Source organism: Nocardia yamanashiensis (assembly GCF_021183565.1).
Lineage (GTDB): Bacteria > Actinomycetota > Actinomycetes > Mycobacteriales > Mycobacteriaceae > Nocardia > Nocardia yamanashiensis.
Map to the genome: position 1 here is coordinate 6,723,848 of NZ_CP089226.1, position 14,870 is coordinate 6,738,717.

12 protein-coding genes are annotated in these 14,870 nt (G+C 67.4%); 4 read left to right on the top strand and 8 right to left on the bottom strand.

What is annotated here, in order from left to right; translation table 11 throughout:
- The 4 genes from LTV02_RS31000 to LTV02_RS31015 all read right to left on the bottom strand — a co-directional run bounded on the left by LTV02_RS31000 (position 1) and on the right by LTV02_RS31015 (position 4,240).
- On the bottom strand, positions 1-690 hold the full coding sequence (locus tag LTV02_RS31000; protein ID WP_233035288.1) for a GltB/FmdC/FwdC-like GXGXG domain-containing protein: 690 nt from the start codon (positions 688-690) through the stop codon (positions 1-3).
- Positions 675-1,598 (bottom strand): class II glutamine amidotransferase, encoded by a 924-nt coding sequence (locus LTV02_RS31005; RefSeq protein ID WP_233035289.1) that lies wholly within the window; start codon positions 1,596-1,598, stop codon positions 675-677. Before LTV02_RS31005 ends, LTV02_RS31000 begins: the two co-directional genes overlap by 16 nt.
- A gap of 82 nt (positions 1,599-1,680) precedes the next feature.
- Positions 1,681-3,021 (bottom strand): type III glutamate--ammonia ligase, encoded by a 1,341-nt coding sequence (gene glnT, locus LTV02_RS31010; protein WP_067718070.1) that lies wholly within the window; start codon positions 3,019-3,021, stop codon positions 1,681-1,683.
- A 31-nt stretch (positions 3,022-3,052) separates the two neighbouring features.
- Positions 3,053-4,240, bottom strand: coding sequence for an NAD(P)/FAD-dependent oxidoreductase (locus LTV02_RS31015; RefSeq protein WP_233035290.1), 1,188 nt, complete (start codon positions 4,238-4,240; stop codon positions 3,053-3,055).
- Positions 4,241-4,513: 273 nt separating this feature from the next.
- On the opposite strand from LTV02_RS31015, the gene LTV02_RS31020 reads away from it, so the two are divergent.
- Positions 4,514-5,863 carry an ammonium transporter gene (locus LTV02_RS31020; protein WP_233035291.1) on the top strand — a complete coding sequence of 450 codons (1,350 nt, stop codon included), beginning with the start codon at positions 4,514-4,516 and terminating at the stop codon, positions 5,861-5,863.
- 189 nt (positions 5,864-6,052) lie between these two features.
- On the opposite strand, the gene LTV02_RS31025 is transcribed toward LTV02_RS31020, so the two are convergent.
- Complete coding sequence (locus LTV02_RS31025; RefSeq protein WP_233035292.1) at positions 6,053-6,802, bottom strand: lysophospholipid acyltransferase family protein; 750 nt, start codon at positions 6,800-6,802, stop codon at positions 6,053-6,055.
- A gap of 108 nt (positions 6,803-6,910) precedes the next feature.
- Between LTV02_RS31025 and LTV02_RS31030 the strand changes: the two genes are divergently transcribed.
- Both LTV02_RS31030 and LTV02_RS31035 read left to right on the top strand, forming a co-directional pair.
- The gene (locus LTV02_RS31030; RefSeq protein ID WP_233035293.1) at positions 6,911-7,753 is read left to right on the top strand and encodes a hypothetical protein; all 843 of its coding nucleotides are present in this window, start codon (positions 6,911-6,913) and stop codon (positions 7,751-7,753) included.
- A 44-nt stretch (positions 7,754-7,797) separates the two neighbouring features.
- The gene (locus tag LTV02_RS31035) at positions 7,798-9,339 is read left to right on the top strand and encodes a Rieske 2Fe-2S domain-containing protein (RefSeq protein WP_233035294.1); all 1,542 of its coding nucleotides are present in this window, start codon (positions 7,798-7,800) and stop codon (positions 9,337-9,339) included.
- Between the two features lie 57 nt (positions 9,340-9,396).
- Here LTV02_RS31035 and LTV02_RS31040 read toward each other — a convergent pair whose 3' ends face one another.
- Positions 9,397-10,419, bottom strand: a complete 1,023-nt coding sequence (locus tag LTV02_RS31040; protein WP_233035295.1) for a DMT family transporter — start codon at positions 10,417-10,419, stop codon at positions 9,397-9,399.
- Positions 10,420-10,778: 359 nt separating this feature from the next.
- Between LTV02_RS31040 and LTV02_RS31045 the strand changes: the two genes are divergently transcribed.
- The gene (locus LTV02_RS31045; RefSeq protein WP_157762467.1) at positions 10,779-11,486 is read left to right on the top strand and encodes a hypothetical protein; all 708 of its coding nucleotides are present in this window, start codon (positions 10,779-10,781) and stop codon (positions 11,484-11,486) included.
- Here LTV02_RS31045 and LTV02_RS31050 read toward each other — a convergent pair.
- Positions 11,418-12,860 carry an MFS transporter gene (locus tag LTV02_RS31050; protein ID WP_233035296.1) on the bottom strand — a complete coding sequence of 481 codons (1,443 nt, stop codon included), beginning with the start codon at positions 12,858-12,860 and terminating at the stop codon, positions 11,418-11,420. The two genes, LTV02_RS31045 and LTV02_RS31050, sit on opposite strands and share 69 nt — an antisense overlap.
- A 104-nt stretch (positions 12,861-12,964) precedes the next feature.
- Entirely contained in the window at positions 12,965-14,815 is a 1,851-nt protein-coding gene (locus LTV02_RS31055) for a putative bifunctional diguanylate cyclase/phosphodiesterase (RefSeq protein ID WP_233035297.1), read from the bottom strand.
- Between the last annotated feature and the right edge of the window lie 55 nt (positions 14,816-14,870).

Here is a 14,870-nt window from a genome sequence, read left to right on the forward strand (position 1 = left end):
TCAGTACGCTCCGGCATGGTCGACGTGGAAGTGATACAGCTTGCGCGCCGATCCGTACCGGGTGAAATCGGCGGGATCGGCGTCGAATCCGGCTGCTGACAACAGTTCTCGCAATTCCGCGAGGTGCTCGGCGCACATGGGTTTGCGCACGCAGTCCGCGCCCAGCGAGGCCACCGTGCCGCGCACGTAGATGCGCGCCTCGTACAGCGAATCCCCCAGCGCCTCACCGGCATTGCCGAGCACCACCAGGCGGCCGGCCTGCCCCATGAAGGCGCTCATATGCCCGATATCGCCGCCCACCACGATATCGACGCCTTTCATCGAAATCCCGCACCGCGCACCGGCATTGCCGTCGATGACCAGCAGGCCGCCGTGTGCGGTCGCGCCCGCCGACTGGGAGGCGTCGCCGTGGACCCGGACGCTGCCGGACATCATGTTCTCGGCCACGCCGACGCCCGCACTGCCGTTGACGGTGACGTTCGCGTGCTGGTTCATGCCCGCGCAGTAGTAGCCGACATGCCCGTCGATGGTCACCTCGAGCTCGCGGTCCAGCCCGCAGGCCAGGGCGTGCGCGCCGCGCGGGTTCGTCAGGGTGACGGGTCCGGGCGCGGTCAGGAGCGCGGAATTGACCGCGCGCGTGCCGGATTCGGCCACATCCAGGACGGTGCGTTCGCTCACGATCGCCGCCATACGTACACCTCTTCCGGTTCGGGTTCGAAGATCCGGGCCTGTTCGATGCCCGGTAGATCCGCCAGCGCGCGGTATTCGGAGGCCATGGCCACCCAGCGCTCGGTTTCGGCGATGATCGCGGGCTTGCAGGCGATGGCATCGCGGACCACGGCGAAGGAATCGCTGGTGGAGACGAGCAGGGTGTAGAAGCCGTCGAACACATCGTTGAGCAGCAGCAGGGATTTCTCCAGGTCCGCGCCCTGCGCCAGCTGGCGGGCGACGAAGCGGGCGCCCACCTCGGTGTCGTTGGCGCTGTCGAATTCGACTCCGGCGCGCTCCAATTCGTGCTTGATGCTCATGTGATTGCTGAACGAGCCGTTGTGCACCAGGCATTGGCCGGGGCCGACGGAGAACGGGTGCGAGCCCTCGGCGGTCACGGCGGATTCGGTGGCCATCCGGGTGTGCGCCACGCCCTGCCAGCCTTGGGCCTGCGGAAGGCCGAAGCCGTGAGCCAGGTCCGTCGGATTGCCGATGCCCTTGAGCACGGTGAGGGTTTCGCCGAAGCCGATCACCCGCACGCCCGGGACCAGGGCACGGATCGATTCCGCGAGCGCGTACGCCTGACCGTCCGCGCAACTGCCGACCTCGGCGGGGCCATTGACCAGCATGGTCGGCGCGAACTCGCGTGCGGTGATGGGCACGCCCAGCCCGGCCGTCAGCTGCTCGGCGAGTTCGCCCGCCGGCAACGGACTGTCCAGCAGCGTGACCGTGACCGTGCCGGGCGGCGACCACACCGGATCGCCGTACACCGCCATTCCGGCGGAATCCGGTCCCCTGTCACACATTTGATCCAGCATCCCGGTGAGCAGTTCACCCAGCCGGGGATACAGCGCGGGATCGCGCAGGTGCAGGCCGACTATGCCGCACATATTGTCCTCCGATACCTGTGGGTTTCAGGGGTTTCAGGGGTTTCAGGGGCGAAGCCCCTGAGAGCCCCGAGAGTTGAAACGATCAGAAAGCCGTCAGATAGTGCTCGATCTCCCAGGCGGAGACCGTGTTGTGCCAGGCGAAGAACTCCTCGCGCTTGCGGGCGGCGAAGTACTCGGCCACGCCCGGACCGGCGATATCCAGCGCACCGGTGAGAATCGGATCGGATTCCAGCGCGTCCATGGCGTGCACCAGCGTCATCGGCAGCATGTCGCCGCGCTGCTCGCCGGGCGCACCCGGATCGAGCGCACGATCGATACCGTCCAGCCCCGCCGCCACCGAAGCCGCAATGGCCAGATAGGGATTCGCCGAACCGTCCGCGCCGCGCAATTCGACCCGGTGCTGATCCGGCACCCGCAGGTAGTGCGTGCGATCGTTCCCCCCGTAGGTGGCATAACGCGGCGACCAGGTGGCACCGCTGGCAGTGCTGGTCGCGCCGATTCGCTTGTACGAGTTGACCGTCGGCGCGATCACCCCTTGCAGCGCGCAGGCGTGCTCCAGCAGCCCGGCGAGGAATCCGTACGCCGTCGGCGACAATCCCAGCCCGCGCGGATCGGCGGCATCCGGGAACAATGCCCGGTCCCCGTCCCACAGCGACAGGTGCATGTGCATGCCCGAACCGGTCCGGTCGGTGAACGGCTTGGGCATGAAAGTGGCCTTCATCCCCCGCTTCTCGGCGATCACCGACAGCAGATAGCGCGCGGTGATCACCCGATCCGCTGTCACCATGGCATCGGCATAGTCGAAGTTCTGCTCGAACTGCCCGTTGCCGTCCTCGTGGTCGCTGGCGTAATTGCCCCAGCCCAGCGAGTTCATCGCCGTCGACACCTCGGCCAGATGGTCGTACATGCGGGTCACGTCGCGGGCGTCGTAACACGGTTGCAGGCTGACGTCGGCGGTATCGGCGGGCGTCAGGCCCCCGGCCGCCTTGTCCACCAGGAAGTATTCGATCTCCGCCCCGACGTTCACGGTGTAACCGCGTTCGGCGGCGCGGGCCAGGGTGCGCTGCAGGATCACCCGCGGCGCGAACGGCCACGGCTCGCCTTCCACGTGCGGCGTGCAATGCACCATGGCCAGACCGGGTTTCACGAATGGGATCGGGGTGAAGGTCTCGGGATCTGGGATCGCGATCAGGTCCGGATCGCGCGGCTGCTGCCCGATCATCCCGGCCGCGTATCCGGCGAAACCGACGCCGTCGGCGGCCAGCTGCTCGACCGCCTGCACCGGAACCAGCTTGGCGCAGGGTTTTCCGGACAGGGTGGTGAAGACCGCCAGGATGAAGGTGGTGTCGGTGAGCCGGGCCTGTTCGGCCAGGCTGCGATGGGTTGCGATGGGGGTGACGGTGGCGGCGGTGTCTATGGCCATGTCGGCTCCTGGAACAGGGATCGGATAGCGGTCAGCGCATTTCGCCCGCGCCCCGATAGGGGTGGGGGCTGAGCAGGGGTTTTCCTTCGGCGAAGCGTTCGTAGCGGAAGTCGGCGGGATCCACGTCCGGCAGTTCGGTGCGGCCGTGCAGCAGCAGATCGGCGACCAGGCGGCCGACCGCGGGCGAGATCTTGAAGCCGTGGCCGGAGAAACCGGTGGCCAGGAACAGGCCGGGCACGGGGGCGGGGCCGATGATCGGGTTGTAGTCGGGGGTGACGTCGTACGCGCCGACATAACTGCCGGTGACGCGTGGATCGGGCATGTGCGGCAGGCGGTGCCCGAGTTTGGCGATGACCTTGTCGACGGCGTGCGCGTCGGCGCGGTTCACGAAATCGTCCGGGTCGAGGTATTCGGGGGCGGCGTGATCGCTGTTGCCCGCCAGCACTTCGCCGTTCGGTTCGCGGCACAGGTATTGCAGGCTCGCCAGATCCGACAGCACCGGGACCTGGCCGAGCGGTTCGCCCTGGTCGATCAGGATGAGCTGGGCGCGTTGGGCTTTCACCTTCACCTCGACGCCGGCGGTGGCGGCCAGCTCCGGGGTCCACGGTCCGGCGGCCAGCACCACCGTGCCCGCGTGCACTTCCGTCCCGTCGGCCAGCTGCGCGCCGGTGACCCGGCCGGCATCGGTCAGCAGCTTCACCACCTTCGCCTGCTGCCGGATGCGCACGCCGCGCTGCCGGGCGGCGGCCGCGAAACCCATTCCGGTCAAATAGGCTTCGCCGCGCCCGCCGCGCGGTTCGTAGGCCATTCCCGCGAAGTCGTCGGTGCGCAGTCCGGGCCAGAGTTCGGCCATCTCGCCGGGGCCGATGAAATCCACCTCGATGCCCAGCGCGCGTTGCATGGCCACGTTCGCGCGCAGCGGTTCCAGATTGTCCGCGCCCACGCCGACCACATAGCCGCACTGGCTGAATCCCAGGTCGTCGCCGAGGATTTCGCGGGCGTTCTCGAAGAACGGCACCGACCACCACGACATGGCGGCCAGCGACGGCGCGCCGTAGTGGCAGCGGACCACGCCGCTGGATTTGCCGGTCATGCCCGAGCACAGGGTGGCACGTTCCAGCACCAGGATGTCGGTGGCGCCGCGCTCGGCCAGGGACCAGGCGATGGCCAGGCCCTCCAGGCCGCCCCCGATGATCAGGAACTCGGCGGTATCGGTCATGCGTGTCCTCGGTTTCCGATCTGTCTGCTGTGGTGAATCGCTGTTGATTGATAGGAAACCAAGGATTCGTGTCGGCGGCATTACGCGGGCATCACGCGACCGTGTCCAAGTCCGCACCGCAATGGGCTCGCCACGCCCGAGTCCAGGCGTTCGGGTTTACCCACCTTTCACAGCGGCGTACCCCGGCGCAATACGCGGGGTGGTTCACTGCGACGCAACGGTGATTCCTACGAAGGAACGCCGTTCGAATGGAATCTCTAAGTCAGGTGAACTATGGAGCAAGCAGTAGCCGCGGCCGATACCGCATGGATGCTCGCCGCCTTCGCCGCCGTGTCGATCATGGTGGCGGGGCTGGCGCTGTTCTACGGCGGCATGGTCAGCGTCAAGAACACACTCAATATGGCCATGATGGTCTTCGGAGCACTGGCCGTGGTGGGCGTGCTGTGGATCGTCGTCGGCTACTCGGCGTCCTTCGGCGATTCCCTCGGGGGCGCCGGCTTATTGGGTGATCCGACCGAATACTTCGGGTCGTCCAAATTGCTCGACGCACCGACCACGCCGGGCTTGCCGCCGGCCATCTTCTCGGCCTTCCAGCTGCTCTTCGCCGCCATCACGGTCGCGCTCATCGCGGGCGCGGTCGCCGATCGCATGAAGTTCGGCTCCTGGATGATCTTCGCCGGGGTGTGGGCGCTGCTGGTGTACTTCCCGGTCGCGCACTGGGTCTTCGCGTTCGACAGCAAGGACGGTTCGGTCCACGGCGGGTGGATCGCCAACAAGCTCAAGGCCATCGACTTCGCGGGCGGCACCGCCGTGCACATCAATGCCGGTATCGCGGGCCTGGCGCTGGCGCTCATCCTCGGCAAGCGCAAGTCGTTCCCGAATCCGCCGCGGCCGCACAACCTTCCGCTCACCATGCTGGGCGCGGGCATCCTGTTCTTCGGCTGGTTCGGGTTCAACGGCGGTTCCGCGCTGTCGGCCGGCAATTCGGCGTCGGTGGTCGTGCTGAACACCATCGCGGCCTCGTGCGCCGGTATGTGCGGGTGGCTCGCGGTGGAGAAAGCCAAAGCGGGACACGCGACTTCGCTGGGTGCGGCATCCGGTCTGATCGCGGCGCTGGTCGGCATCACCCCGGCCTGTGGGGCGGTCACGCCGATCGGCGCGCTGATCGTGGGCGCGCTCTGCGGTGCGGTGTGCTGCCTGGCGGTCTCGCTGAAATACCGCTTCGGGTTCGACGATTCGCTCGACGTGGTGGGCATTCACCTGGTGGGCGGCATTCTCGGCACCGTGCTGATCGGCTTCCTGGCCTCGGGCGCCGCGCCGAACGCGGTGTCGGGCCTGTTCTACGGCGGCGGCGTGGATCAGCTGTGGCGGCAGAGCGTGGCCGCGCTGGCGGTGCTGGTCTACACCTTCGTGATGACCATGATCATCGCCAAGGTGATGCAGCTGTTCGGCGGCATCCGGGCCGATGAGGATCACGAGGACACCGGGCTCGACCTGGCCGTGCACGGCGAGACCGCGTACGTGCTGGACCACAGCGAAATGCCCGCCGCCAAGCCGGAACCGGAAGACGCGGTGGCGGCGGCCGAAGCCATCACCACCCAGGCGGCGGTCGGCGTCGAATAACAGTGGCCCGCACCATCGTTCGGATTGGTCCTCCTCATCGGCCCGAACGATCGGTGTGCAGGTCTGGGAGGGGTGTGATCAGCACGGGAATGCCGGACCGTGCCGGTCCGCCCCTTCCAGGTCACCGTTGTGACGAACCGGGGGTTCGGGGGTGATACCCCCGAGCCCCCTTTTACTTGCGCGAAGCGGTCATTCGGAACGCTGGGCGCGGCGCGCGGCCTTCTCGGCCGCTTCCGCCTGATCGAGCGCGTTCGCCTCTTCGAGAGTCGGTGCGCTGCCGCCCAATCGCGCGGGGACCCAGTACGCGCCCTGCTCGTGCTTGTAATCCTTTTGCAGGTCCAGGAGCATTTCCTGCATCGTCCGGTGCAGCTCTTCGGTCAGCGCCGACGCCGGTTCATACGGCTGGATCGGCTTGCCGACGGCGATCGAGATGGGAGTGTTGGTGCGGCCCAGGCGCTTCGGGAAGCCCTTGGTCCAGACCCGCTGCGCGCCCCAGATGGTCATCGGGATGATCGGCACCCCGGCCTCGATCGCCATCCGCGCCGCGCCCGACTTGAATTCCTTCAATTCGAAACTGCGGCTGATGGTGGCCTCCGGGTAGACGCCCACCAATTCACCGGCGCGGAGCCGGTTCACGGCCTCGTGGTAGGAGTCGGCGCCCGCGGCGCGATCGACCGGAATATGCTTGAGCGCCCGCATGATCGGGCCGCCCACCGGATTGTCGAAGACCTCCTTCTTCGCCATGAACCGGATATAGCGCTTCGTCGTACGCGCGGGCAGGCCCGCGTACGTGAAGTCCATGTAGCCGGTGTGATTGATGGCGATGACCGCGCCACCGGTCGCCGGAATGTTTTCGTCGCCCTTGACGGTGAACTTCAGGCCCTGCAGCGCGAAGACGGTGCGAGCCAGCCCGATGACGGGGAAGTAGACGGGTTCCACAAGTCCGCTAGCCTAGTCGCTGCTTCACCGCAGGCCAGTGACCCAGGCAACACCCGCACCCGGCTGTGAGTCCGACCGGCCATCAGGACACGAAAGAGGTTCGTACGAGTGGAGAAAGCCCGGACTGCACGGCTCGGTCGCGGACGCGGCGGATGGTTGGGCGGGGTGGCGGCGGTGGCCTGCCTGCTGGCGGGATGTGATGCGGCGGTCGGGGTGCCGGGCGAGGGATATGACAGCGCGCGGGCCGAGGCCGGCGCGAGCGCTACCGGCGGTCCGGCCCAGCCGCAGTACGGAGTGGTCATGTCGGAGGTACGGGACAGCCCGGGGGCGGTGCGGGCCATCGCCGGGTTCGCGGTGCTGGTGCGGACGCAGAGCATCGCCGAATTGACCGAGCGCTGCTGGAACATGGCGCCCAAGAACGTGCGCGATATGTACGGTGATGCGCAGGCCATCATCGATGCACTGGGCGTGCAGGGCGTGGCCGAGGATTCGACGGTGCGCTGGTACGGGGAGAAGGTCACCGTGGTCCTGCCGGATCGGGCCATCGCCACCGGGCAGACGGTGTGCCCCTATGTGTACAAGGCGGGCGCGCCGATCGCGGTGAACGATGCCGACGCGCGGCACACGGTGCGGCGCTTCCTGGCCCGGTCGATCGGGAAGCCGCTGTCGCCGGAGGATCAGGAGAGCGCGTATCCGCTGGTGTGCGCCGCGACACCCGGCTGGAATCCGAACCGGACCGGCGCGTCGGGCCTGCCGCCGCTGGCGGGCAATCCGGGGCGTACGACGGGGGTGGCGGCGTTCGTGGACGGCTCCATCGAATCCGAATGGCCGCGTGGGAAATACATCACCGTGACCGTTCCGGTCACCACCACCGCGGGAATTACGAAAAAACAGACATACACCCTCGAGTCGGGCGCCGAGGGTTACTGCATCGGCGACCTGTCGGGGTAGCCAGTAGTCTTGGTGGCTGGTAACGGTCAGGGAGGAAGAAGCTCGTGCAGATCACCAGCGTCGGACACGCCGGTTTCCACATCCGAACCGCGGCCGGGACGATCCTCTGCGATCCATGGGTCAACCCCGCGTATTTCGCCTCGTGGGTTCCCTTTCCGGACAATACCCAGCTCGACTGGGACGACTTGGGCAACTGCGATTTCCTCTACGTATCGCATCTGCACCGCGACCACTTCGATGCCGAGCATCTGAAGCGGCACGTCAACAAGGACGCGACGGTGCTGCTGCCGGACTATCCGGTGCCGGACCTCAAGCGCGAGCTGGAAGCGCTCGGGTTCCACAAGTTCTTCGAGACCGAGGACTCGGTCAAGCACACCGTGACCGGGCCGGGCGGCGACCTGGACGTCATGATCATCGCCCTGCGCGCGCCCGCGGACGGGCCGATCGGCGACTCCGGGCTGGTGGTCTCCGACGGGGAGACCGTGTGCTTCAACATGAACGACGCGCGGCCGGTCGACATGGATGTGCTGCACGACGCGTTCGGGCACGTCGACATTCACCTGCTGCAGTACTCCGGGGCCATCTGGTACCCGATGGTGTACGACATCCCGGCCAAGACGAAGGCCAATTTCGGCAAGCAGAAGCGCCAACGCGGCATGGACCGCTGCCGCTCCTATATCGAGCAGGTCGGGGCCACCTGGGTGGTGCCGTCCGCCGGGCCGCCGGTCTTCCTCGACGACGAGCTGCGCTACCTGAACGACGATCACGGGGACGAGGGCAATATCTTCCCCGACCAGATCGTGTTCCTGGAGCAGATGAGCATCCACGGCAATGACGGCGGACTGCTCATGATTCCGGGCTCGACGGTGGATCTGACCGGCAAGACGCTGAATTCGCTGTCGCATCCGGTGGTGCCGGACACCATCTACGGTGACAAGGCCGCTTACATCGAGGCCATGGCGCAGCGGTTCGCGCCGATCATCGCCGCAGAGAAGGCGTCCTGGGCGAACGAGGACGACGGGCCGCTGCTGGGCCGGCTCAAGGATCTCTTCGAGCCGATCATGGCGCAGAGCGATCTCATCTGCGACGGCATCGGCTATCCGGTCGGGCTCGTCATGGGCGCGGAGACCGTGGTGCTGGACTTCCCCAAGCGGGTGGTGCGCGAGCCCATCGAGGGAGAAGGCAAGTACCGCTACGGGTTCCGGATCGACCCGGTGCTGGTGCGGACGGTGCTGCGCGACAACGAACCCGACTGGGTGAACACCATTTTCCTGTCCACCCGATTCACCACCTGGCGGATCGGCGGCTACAACGAATTCCTCTACACCTTCTTCAAATGCCTGACCGACGAGCGCATCGCGTACGCCGACGGCTGGTTCTCCGAAGCGCACGACGATTCCGCGTCCACCGAGCTGGCGGGCTGGGAAGTACAGCGCCGCTGCCCGCACCTGAAGGCCGATCTGTCGAAATTCGGCGTGGTGGAAGGCAATACCCTCACCTGCAATCTGCACGGCTGGCAGTGGGATCTGGAATCGGGGCGTTGCAAGACGTCCAAGGGCCACGAACTGCGCTCGCGCAAGCTCTGATCACACGACTCCGGCCGGCGCAGGGCGTAGGCCGGAGGAATTCGTCACCGCCGGGGGCTATTTCGCGGGCCGGACCGCTGCTACGGCGACCGCGACGAAGGTCAGTGTGCATCCGAGGACGGTGGTTACCGACAGGCCCGGGCCGGTCGGCACGATCAGGTCGAGCAGCAGCGACATGAACAGCTGACCGGCCACCGAGGTGAGGCCCAGCAGCAGTACGCCGATCCACCGCACGGCCAATACGGCGGCGGCGATGAAGACGACGCCGATCGAGCCGCCCAGGTAGAGCCATGGTTCGGACGGGAATCGCATCGACCAGCCGGAGCGCGATCGCAACAGCGCTTCGGCCAGCAGTAGCGCCACCGTGCCCACGGCGAAATTCGTGAAGGTCGCCGAGAGCGGGCCGCCGACCGCGCCCACCCGGCCGTTCACCGCCTGCTGCCAGGCCAGACCGATACCGGCCAGGGCGGGCAGGATGATCAGGATCGCCGTGGGTGTGCCCCGCAGCAGGTCCGAAGCGGGCCCCGCCACGGCGTGACCCGCGCGGCCCGCCGCCGTCAGCGCGACCGCCGCCAGGGCCAGGATCGCGGCCACCAGTCGCCAGACCGTCACCGGGGTGCGCCCGGCCGGGCCCAAGCCCAGCCGATCCACCACCAGACTGCTCACCAACTGCCCGGAGACGGCCGCCACGGTGAAGACGGTGACGCCGAGCATCACCACCGTAAGTCCCTGGGAGGCAACGAAGAACGCGCCGCACAGGCCGCCGAGCAGGTGCCACCAGTGCAGGCGCGGTTCAGCTCTGCCCGAATCGACCGAATCTCGATCGGCGCTCAGGGCTGCGCGGACTTTACCCAGGCCGGCTCGCAGGTTCGGGCTGACGGACAGCAGCAGAAGCAGGACGGCCAGGCCGGAACCGAAGCTGATCGCCGCGGCGGCCACGCCGTCGCCCAGGCGCTCCCCCAATTCGCCGTTGACCCGGGCCTGCACCGCCACCCCCGCGCCGATGGACAGGCCCAGACCGAGCCCGGCCCAATAGCGGCGGGGATCGGTCTGGGAACCGGGCAGTCTGGTCGAACCCATTGGTCGATTCTGCCCGGTTCGATTCCGGGCTACTTCCGCGACTCTGGATTCCACCGGAACAGTCGAGATCGACACCTGGCATGCGGTGGCGGCGATTCGGGGACCGCCGGGGAATTCCGCGAAAGGCACCGGCGTACCCGGGAAGCCAGCGCGCCCACGGTATTTCGACGGCGCTCGGGGTGGGCGCCGTGACAACCGATGCGGCACGGCCGAATACCGGTTGCGGCGCATTCGGGAATTGGCCGGGCGCAATGCGCGGACCGTGAGAGACCTGGTGGAACCGCTGGTCGCCATCGAATTACAGGAGACGCGGCGGGGCTAGCGTGAATGAAACGCATTGCCTCAGTACGGTTATGCCCGTGAGCGAAACGAGAACTTACGCACTCCACGGGGTCGCGACCTGGGACGCGCTCGATAACGCCTGGAATTCGTGGGGGCGCAAGGACCGCCGGGTCATCGCGCAGCAGAACAGCCCGGGTTTCATCGACGGACCGGAATGGCCCGCATTGCGCCAGGCGCATCTGATCGTGCGCCGCGAGGATGCGGTGATGGTGGCCAGCAGCGGGCTCTCCGATCCGGCCGAATGGGATAATTCACCTAATACCAACGGTTTCGAGCTCGAGGTCTACGCCATCTCCCCCGATGTGCCGGTCGACGCCACCACCGCCGAAGTGGCGGCGTCGTGGCTGGGACAGACGGTCATGACGGTGTCGAACGTGGTGGCGCGGTACGGGTTTCAGGTGATTCAGATGCTCGAGCACTACGGGCTCATCACCATTCCGGTCGACAATGCCGTATTGCCGCGCGAGGCCGCCGATATCTATCTGGATGCGGACGGGCAGATGGTGGTCATGCTCGGAGTCACCGACCGGTCGGTCCCGACGTTTGTCGAAGGACCGCTTTCCCGGATCCGGCTGGTCAATATCAAGGTCCTGACCGCCGCCGAGGGACAGTTCTGCGTCGACTCCGAACTGGGTGAGATCGAAGCGCAGCAGGAGCTAGCCCGGCGCTTCGCCGCCCAGGGCGATCCGCTCTGGTCCAGCCTGCACCGGCCCTCCGTCGCCTGAACCCCGCTCCCCCGCCGTCTCCTCGTGCTCCGGACGCGGCGGCAACCAGGCGGGGATCAGCAGGGCGATGAGCAGCAACGGGATACCGAGCACGGCCACCACGACCGGGATCGACAACCACGTGGACGCGACGCCCACGAACGCGAACACGATCAAGGCGATCACCTCGGTGACGACACCCGACACCGAGGTGACGGTGGCGCGCGCCGGACCCGCGATGGCGTCCTGCAGGCGCGCCGCGGCGATCACCTCCGCGTTGTAGTCGATGCCGTAGGCGACGCCGATCGCCGAAAAGCCGGTCAGCACCAGCACATACGTGAACTCCGGTGCCGTGGTCGCGGCGCCGGCCACCAGCGCGCCGGTGATGAACAGCGCGCCGGCCACCGCGACGGCGAGGGATACGGTGCGGGTGCGCAAGCCTTCGGTCCGGCCCGCCAGGGCGGCGCCGGCCAATGCGCCCGCAACCGTCAGACCGACCAGTAGCGCGGTGATCGATGGTGCGACGCCGGTGGAATCGGCCAGCAGCGCGAAGTATTCGTCATAGGCGGTAATACCGTTCAGCAGCGCGGCCAAGATGACGCCGCGGCGAACCATGCGAACCCGGAAGGCTTCGCGGACTCCGGTGCGCAACATGGTGAGGTACCGTGAACCGGCGCTCCGCGGATCCGCCGTAATCGTGAATTCCCGCTCGGATTCCCCGATGCCGGAATCGAACTCGATGCCGGGGTCACTCGGCACGACATCCGCGCCCGGGCCGGCCGACGCGGACTCGGCGGCTTCCAGTCCTTCTTCCAGGTCCTCGATATCGCCGGCGGACACCGCCTTCGGCGCGCTCGGCAGCGCGATCGCTGACAGCGTGTGTACAACCGCGATCAGCACGCTCACCCAGCCGACCAATGCGTAACCGCCCCGGGCATAGAGCGGTGCGGCGGCGAGAATGCCGATCAGCGCGGCGAATTCGGTCGCGGCGCGAATATAGCCCGCGATACGGGGATATTCCGCCGTCGCGTGGCGCGCCGCGAGGTCGTCGTAGAGCAAGGCTTCGAAGGTGCCGGAACGCAATGCGCCGGAGGTTCCCCACAGCACGAAGCCGACGGCGAAACCCAGGTAGGACGGCAGCACGGTCCAGACCGCGAAGCCTGCCGCGAGCAGTACGCCGGACAGGATGAGCAGGCCGCGGCGGGAGACGGTGTCGGCCCAGGCTCCGGACGGGATCTCGAGGATGAACGCGGTCGCCGACCAGATGGCCAGCAGCGAGGAGATCTGGGCGGTGCTCAGGCCGTATTCGGCGAACAGCAGCGCATACAGCGCGTAGAGCGGAATGAGGTCGGCGGTGAGGGCGAACAGCACCGCGCTGACCGTGAGTGCGCGCACCGAAAGCGCGCCACCGTTTTCAGAACGGCGGGCGGCGGTACGAAGGGCGGTGAGGAATCAACAGCCGTAGACGAGCAAACGCATGCGGTCAGCGTCGCGCGCGCTCACTCGTCCGTCAAGGGGTTATCGATCGGGATCCAGCCGTTGGTGTTCGGCTCGTGGTCGGCCAGCGCCGCGCCGACCAGGCCGTGCCGGTCGTTGAGGTCGTTGATCAGCTCCGACACCGGGTGCGAATCGCTGTAGTGGTAGCCCTGGGCGAGCGCGAAACCGAGTTCGGTGAGCACGGCCGCCTGGTGTTCGGTCTCCACGCCCTCGGCGATGACCTGCAGGTCCAGGGACTTGCTCAGCGCGGCGATGACGCCCAGCAGCGGCGGCGCGGGGGAATCGGAGCGGATGGCGGCCACGAAGGACTGATCCACCTTGAGGATGTCCGACGGCAGCGTGGCCAGGCGGCTCAGCGAGGAGTAGCCGGTGCCGAAATCGTCGATGGCGATCCGGACGCCGCGCTCGCGCAGCTTGTGCAGGTTGGCGATGGCGGTATCGGATTCGGCGGCCAGTTCGGACTCGGTCACCTCCAACACCAACTGGTCCGCGGGCCAGCCGGTTTCGGTGAGGATGCCGGAAACCCGGTCCGCGTAATCGGTTTCGGCCAGTTCGAGACCGGACACATTGACGTTCAAGGTCAGGTCCAGCTGCGCGAAGGTCTCCTGCAAGCGGGCCGCGTCGGCGCAGGCGCGGCGCAGCACCAGCTCGTCCAGATCGGAGATGAGGTCGTATTCCTCGGCGACCCGGATCAGGCCCTCGGTGGTCACCTCCGGCTGCGCCTGCGAGGACCAGCGCAGCAGCGCCTCCACGCCGACCGCGCGGGTGGCGCCATCGGTGAGCGAGACGATGGGCTGGTACTGCACGTCGAGGGTGCCGCGATCGATGGCCTCGCGCAGCTCGACCGCCAGCGGCAGCTGCCGCGAGGACTCCAGCACGGTGCGATTGCGGCCCGCCTGCTTGGCGCGGTACAGGCCGACATCGGCGCGCGAGACCAGCAGCGAACCGGATTCGCCCGGCTGCCAGGACGTCACGCCCGCCGAACAGCCGGTGGTGACGGCGGCCCGCAATTGCTCGGTGAGCAGGATCGCGGCCTGCTCGGTGGTGTTGGGCAGCAGCACCGCGAAAGCGTCACCGCCGTAGCGGGCCAGGCGCTGATCCGGGGAGAGCAGTCCGGCCCAGGTGTCGGCCACCCGCTGCAGCACCGCGTCGCCGGCGCGGTGGCCGAGGTGATCGTTGATCTTCTGGAAGCGATCGAGGTCGACCAGCACCAGCGCCATGCCCTGCCCGGTGCGGGTGGCATGGGCGATGGCATTGCTCAGCACCCGGTCGAAACCGCGCCGATTCAGCAATCCGGTGAGCACATCGATATCCGCATTCGACGCCATACGCGTCAAAATGCCGACCACAATGCCGATTCCGACGGTGATGCCCGCCGGAATCAGACCCGACCACCACGGCAGTCCGCGGGAAGGCACCACCCACAGGCAGCACACGATCGCGAATGCCAGATGGGCGCCGAGCCAACGCCAGGAGAAGAAAATGGCGGCGTCGCAGGCGACGAACACATAGAACGCCGCCAAACTGATGGCGCCCACGGTATTCGGAAACCAATGCACCGCAATGGTCACCAGCACGGTGGCGGTTCCCACATACAGGTGATGCGCCCAATGCGGCAGGCGTGGACCCCAGATGAGCAGACTGAGACCCAACAGCAGCGCCACGAACGCAGCCGAACCCACCAGCGGTCGATTGCCCTCATCACCTGGCGCGACAGCGGTGAGGATCAGCCCCAGCGCACCGCCCATGACGTAGAACGCCCCGGTGGTCCGAGCCATGACCATTGCCGTCGCCAGCGCCGATGCCGCCCGCACCCGCGTCCGGGTATCGCCGCGCGACCCGATTCCTCGCACGCTGCCTAGCCTAAACGGTCTGCTGATTTTTGCCTCCGCTTCGCCGCGGCCGGTG

Coding starts and splice junctions, on each gene's coding strand:
- LTV02_RS31000 (WP_233035288.1), bottom strand. CDS start 690: ATGGCGGCGATCGTGAGCGAACGCACCGTCCTGGATGTGGCCGAATCC.
- LTV02_RS31005 (WP_233035289.1), bottom strand. CDS start 1,598: ATGTGCGGCATAGTCGGCCTGCACCTGCGCGATCCCGCGCTGTATCCC.
- glnT (WP_067718070.1), bottom strand. CDS start 3,021: ATGGCCATAGACACCGCCGCCACCGTCACCCCCATCGCAACCCATCGC.
- LTV02_RS31015 (WP_233035290.1), bottom strand. CDS start 4,240: ATGACCGATACCGCCGAGTTCCTGATCATCGGGGGCGGCCTGGAGGGC.
- LTV02_RS31020 (WP_233035291.1), top strand. CDS start 4,514: ATGGAGCAAGCAGTAGCCGCGGCCGATACCGCATGGATGCTCGCCGCC.
- LTV02_RS31040 (WP_233035295.1), bottom strand. CDS start 10,419: ATGGGTTCGACCAGACTGCCCGGTTCCCAGACCGATCCCCGCCGCTAT.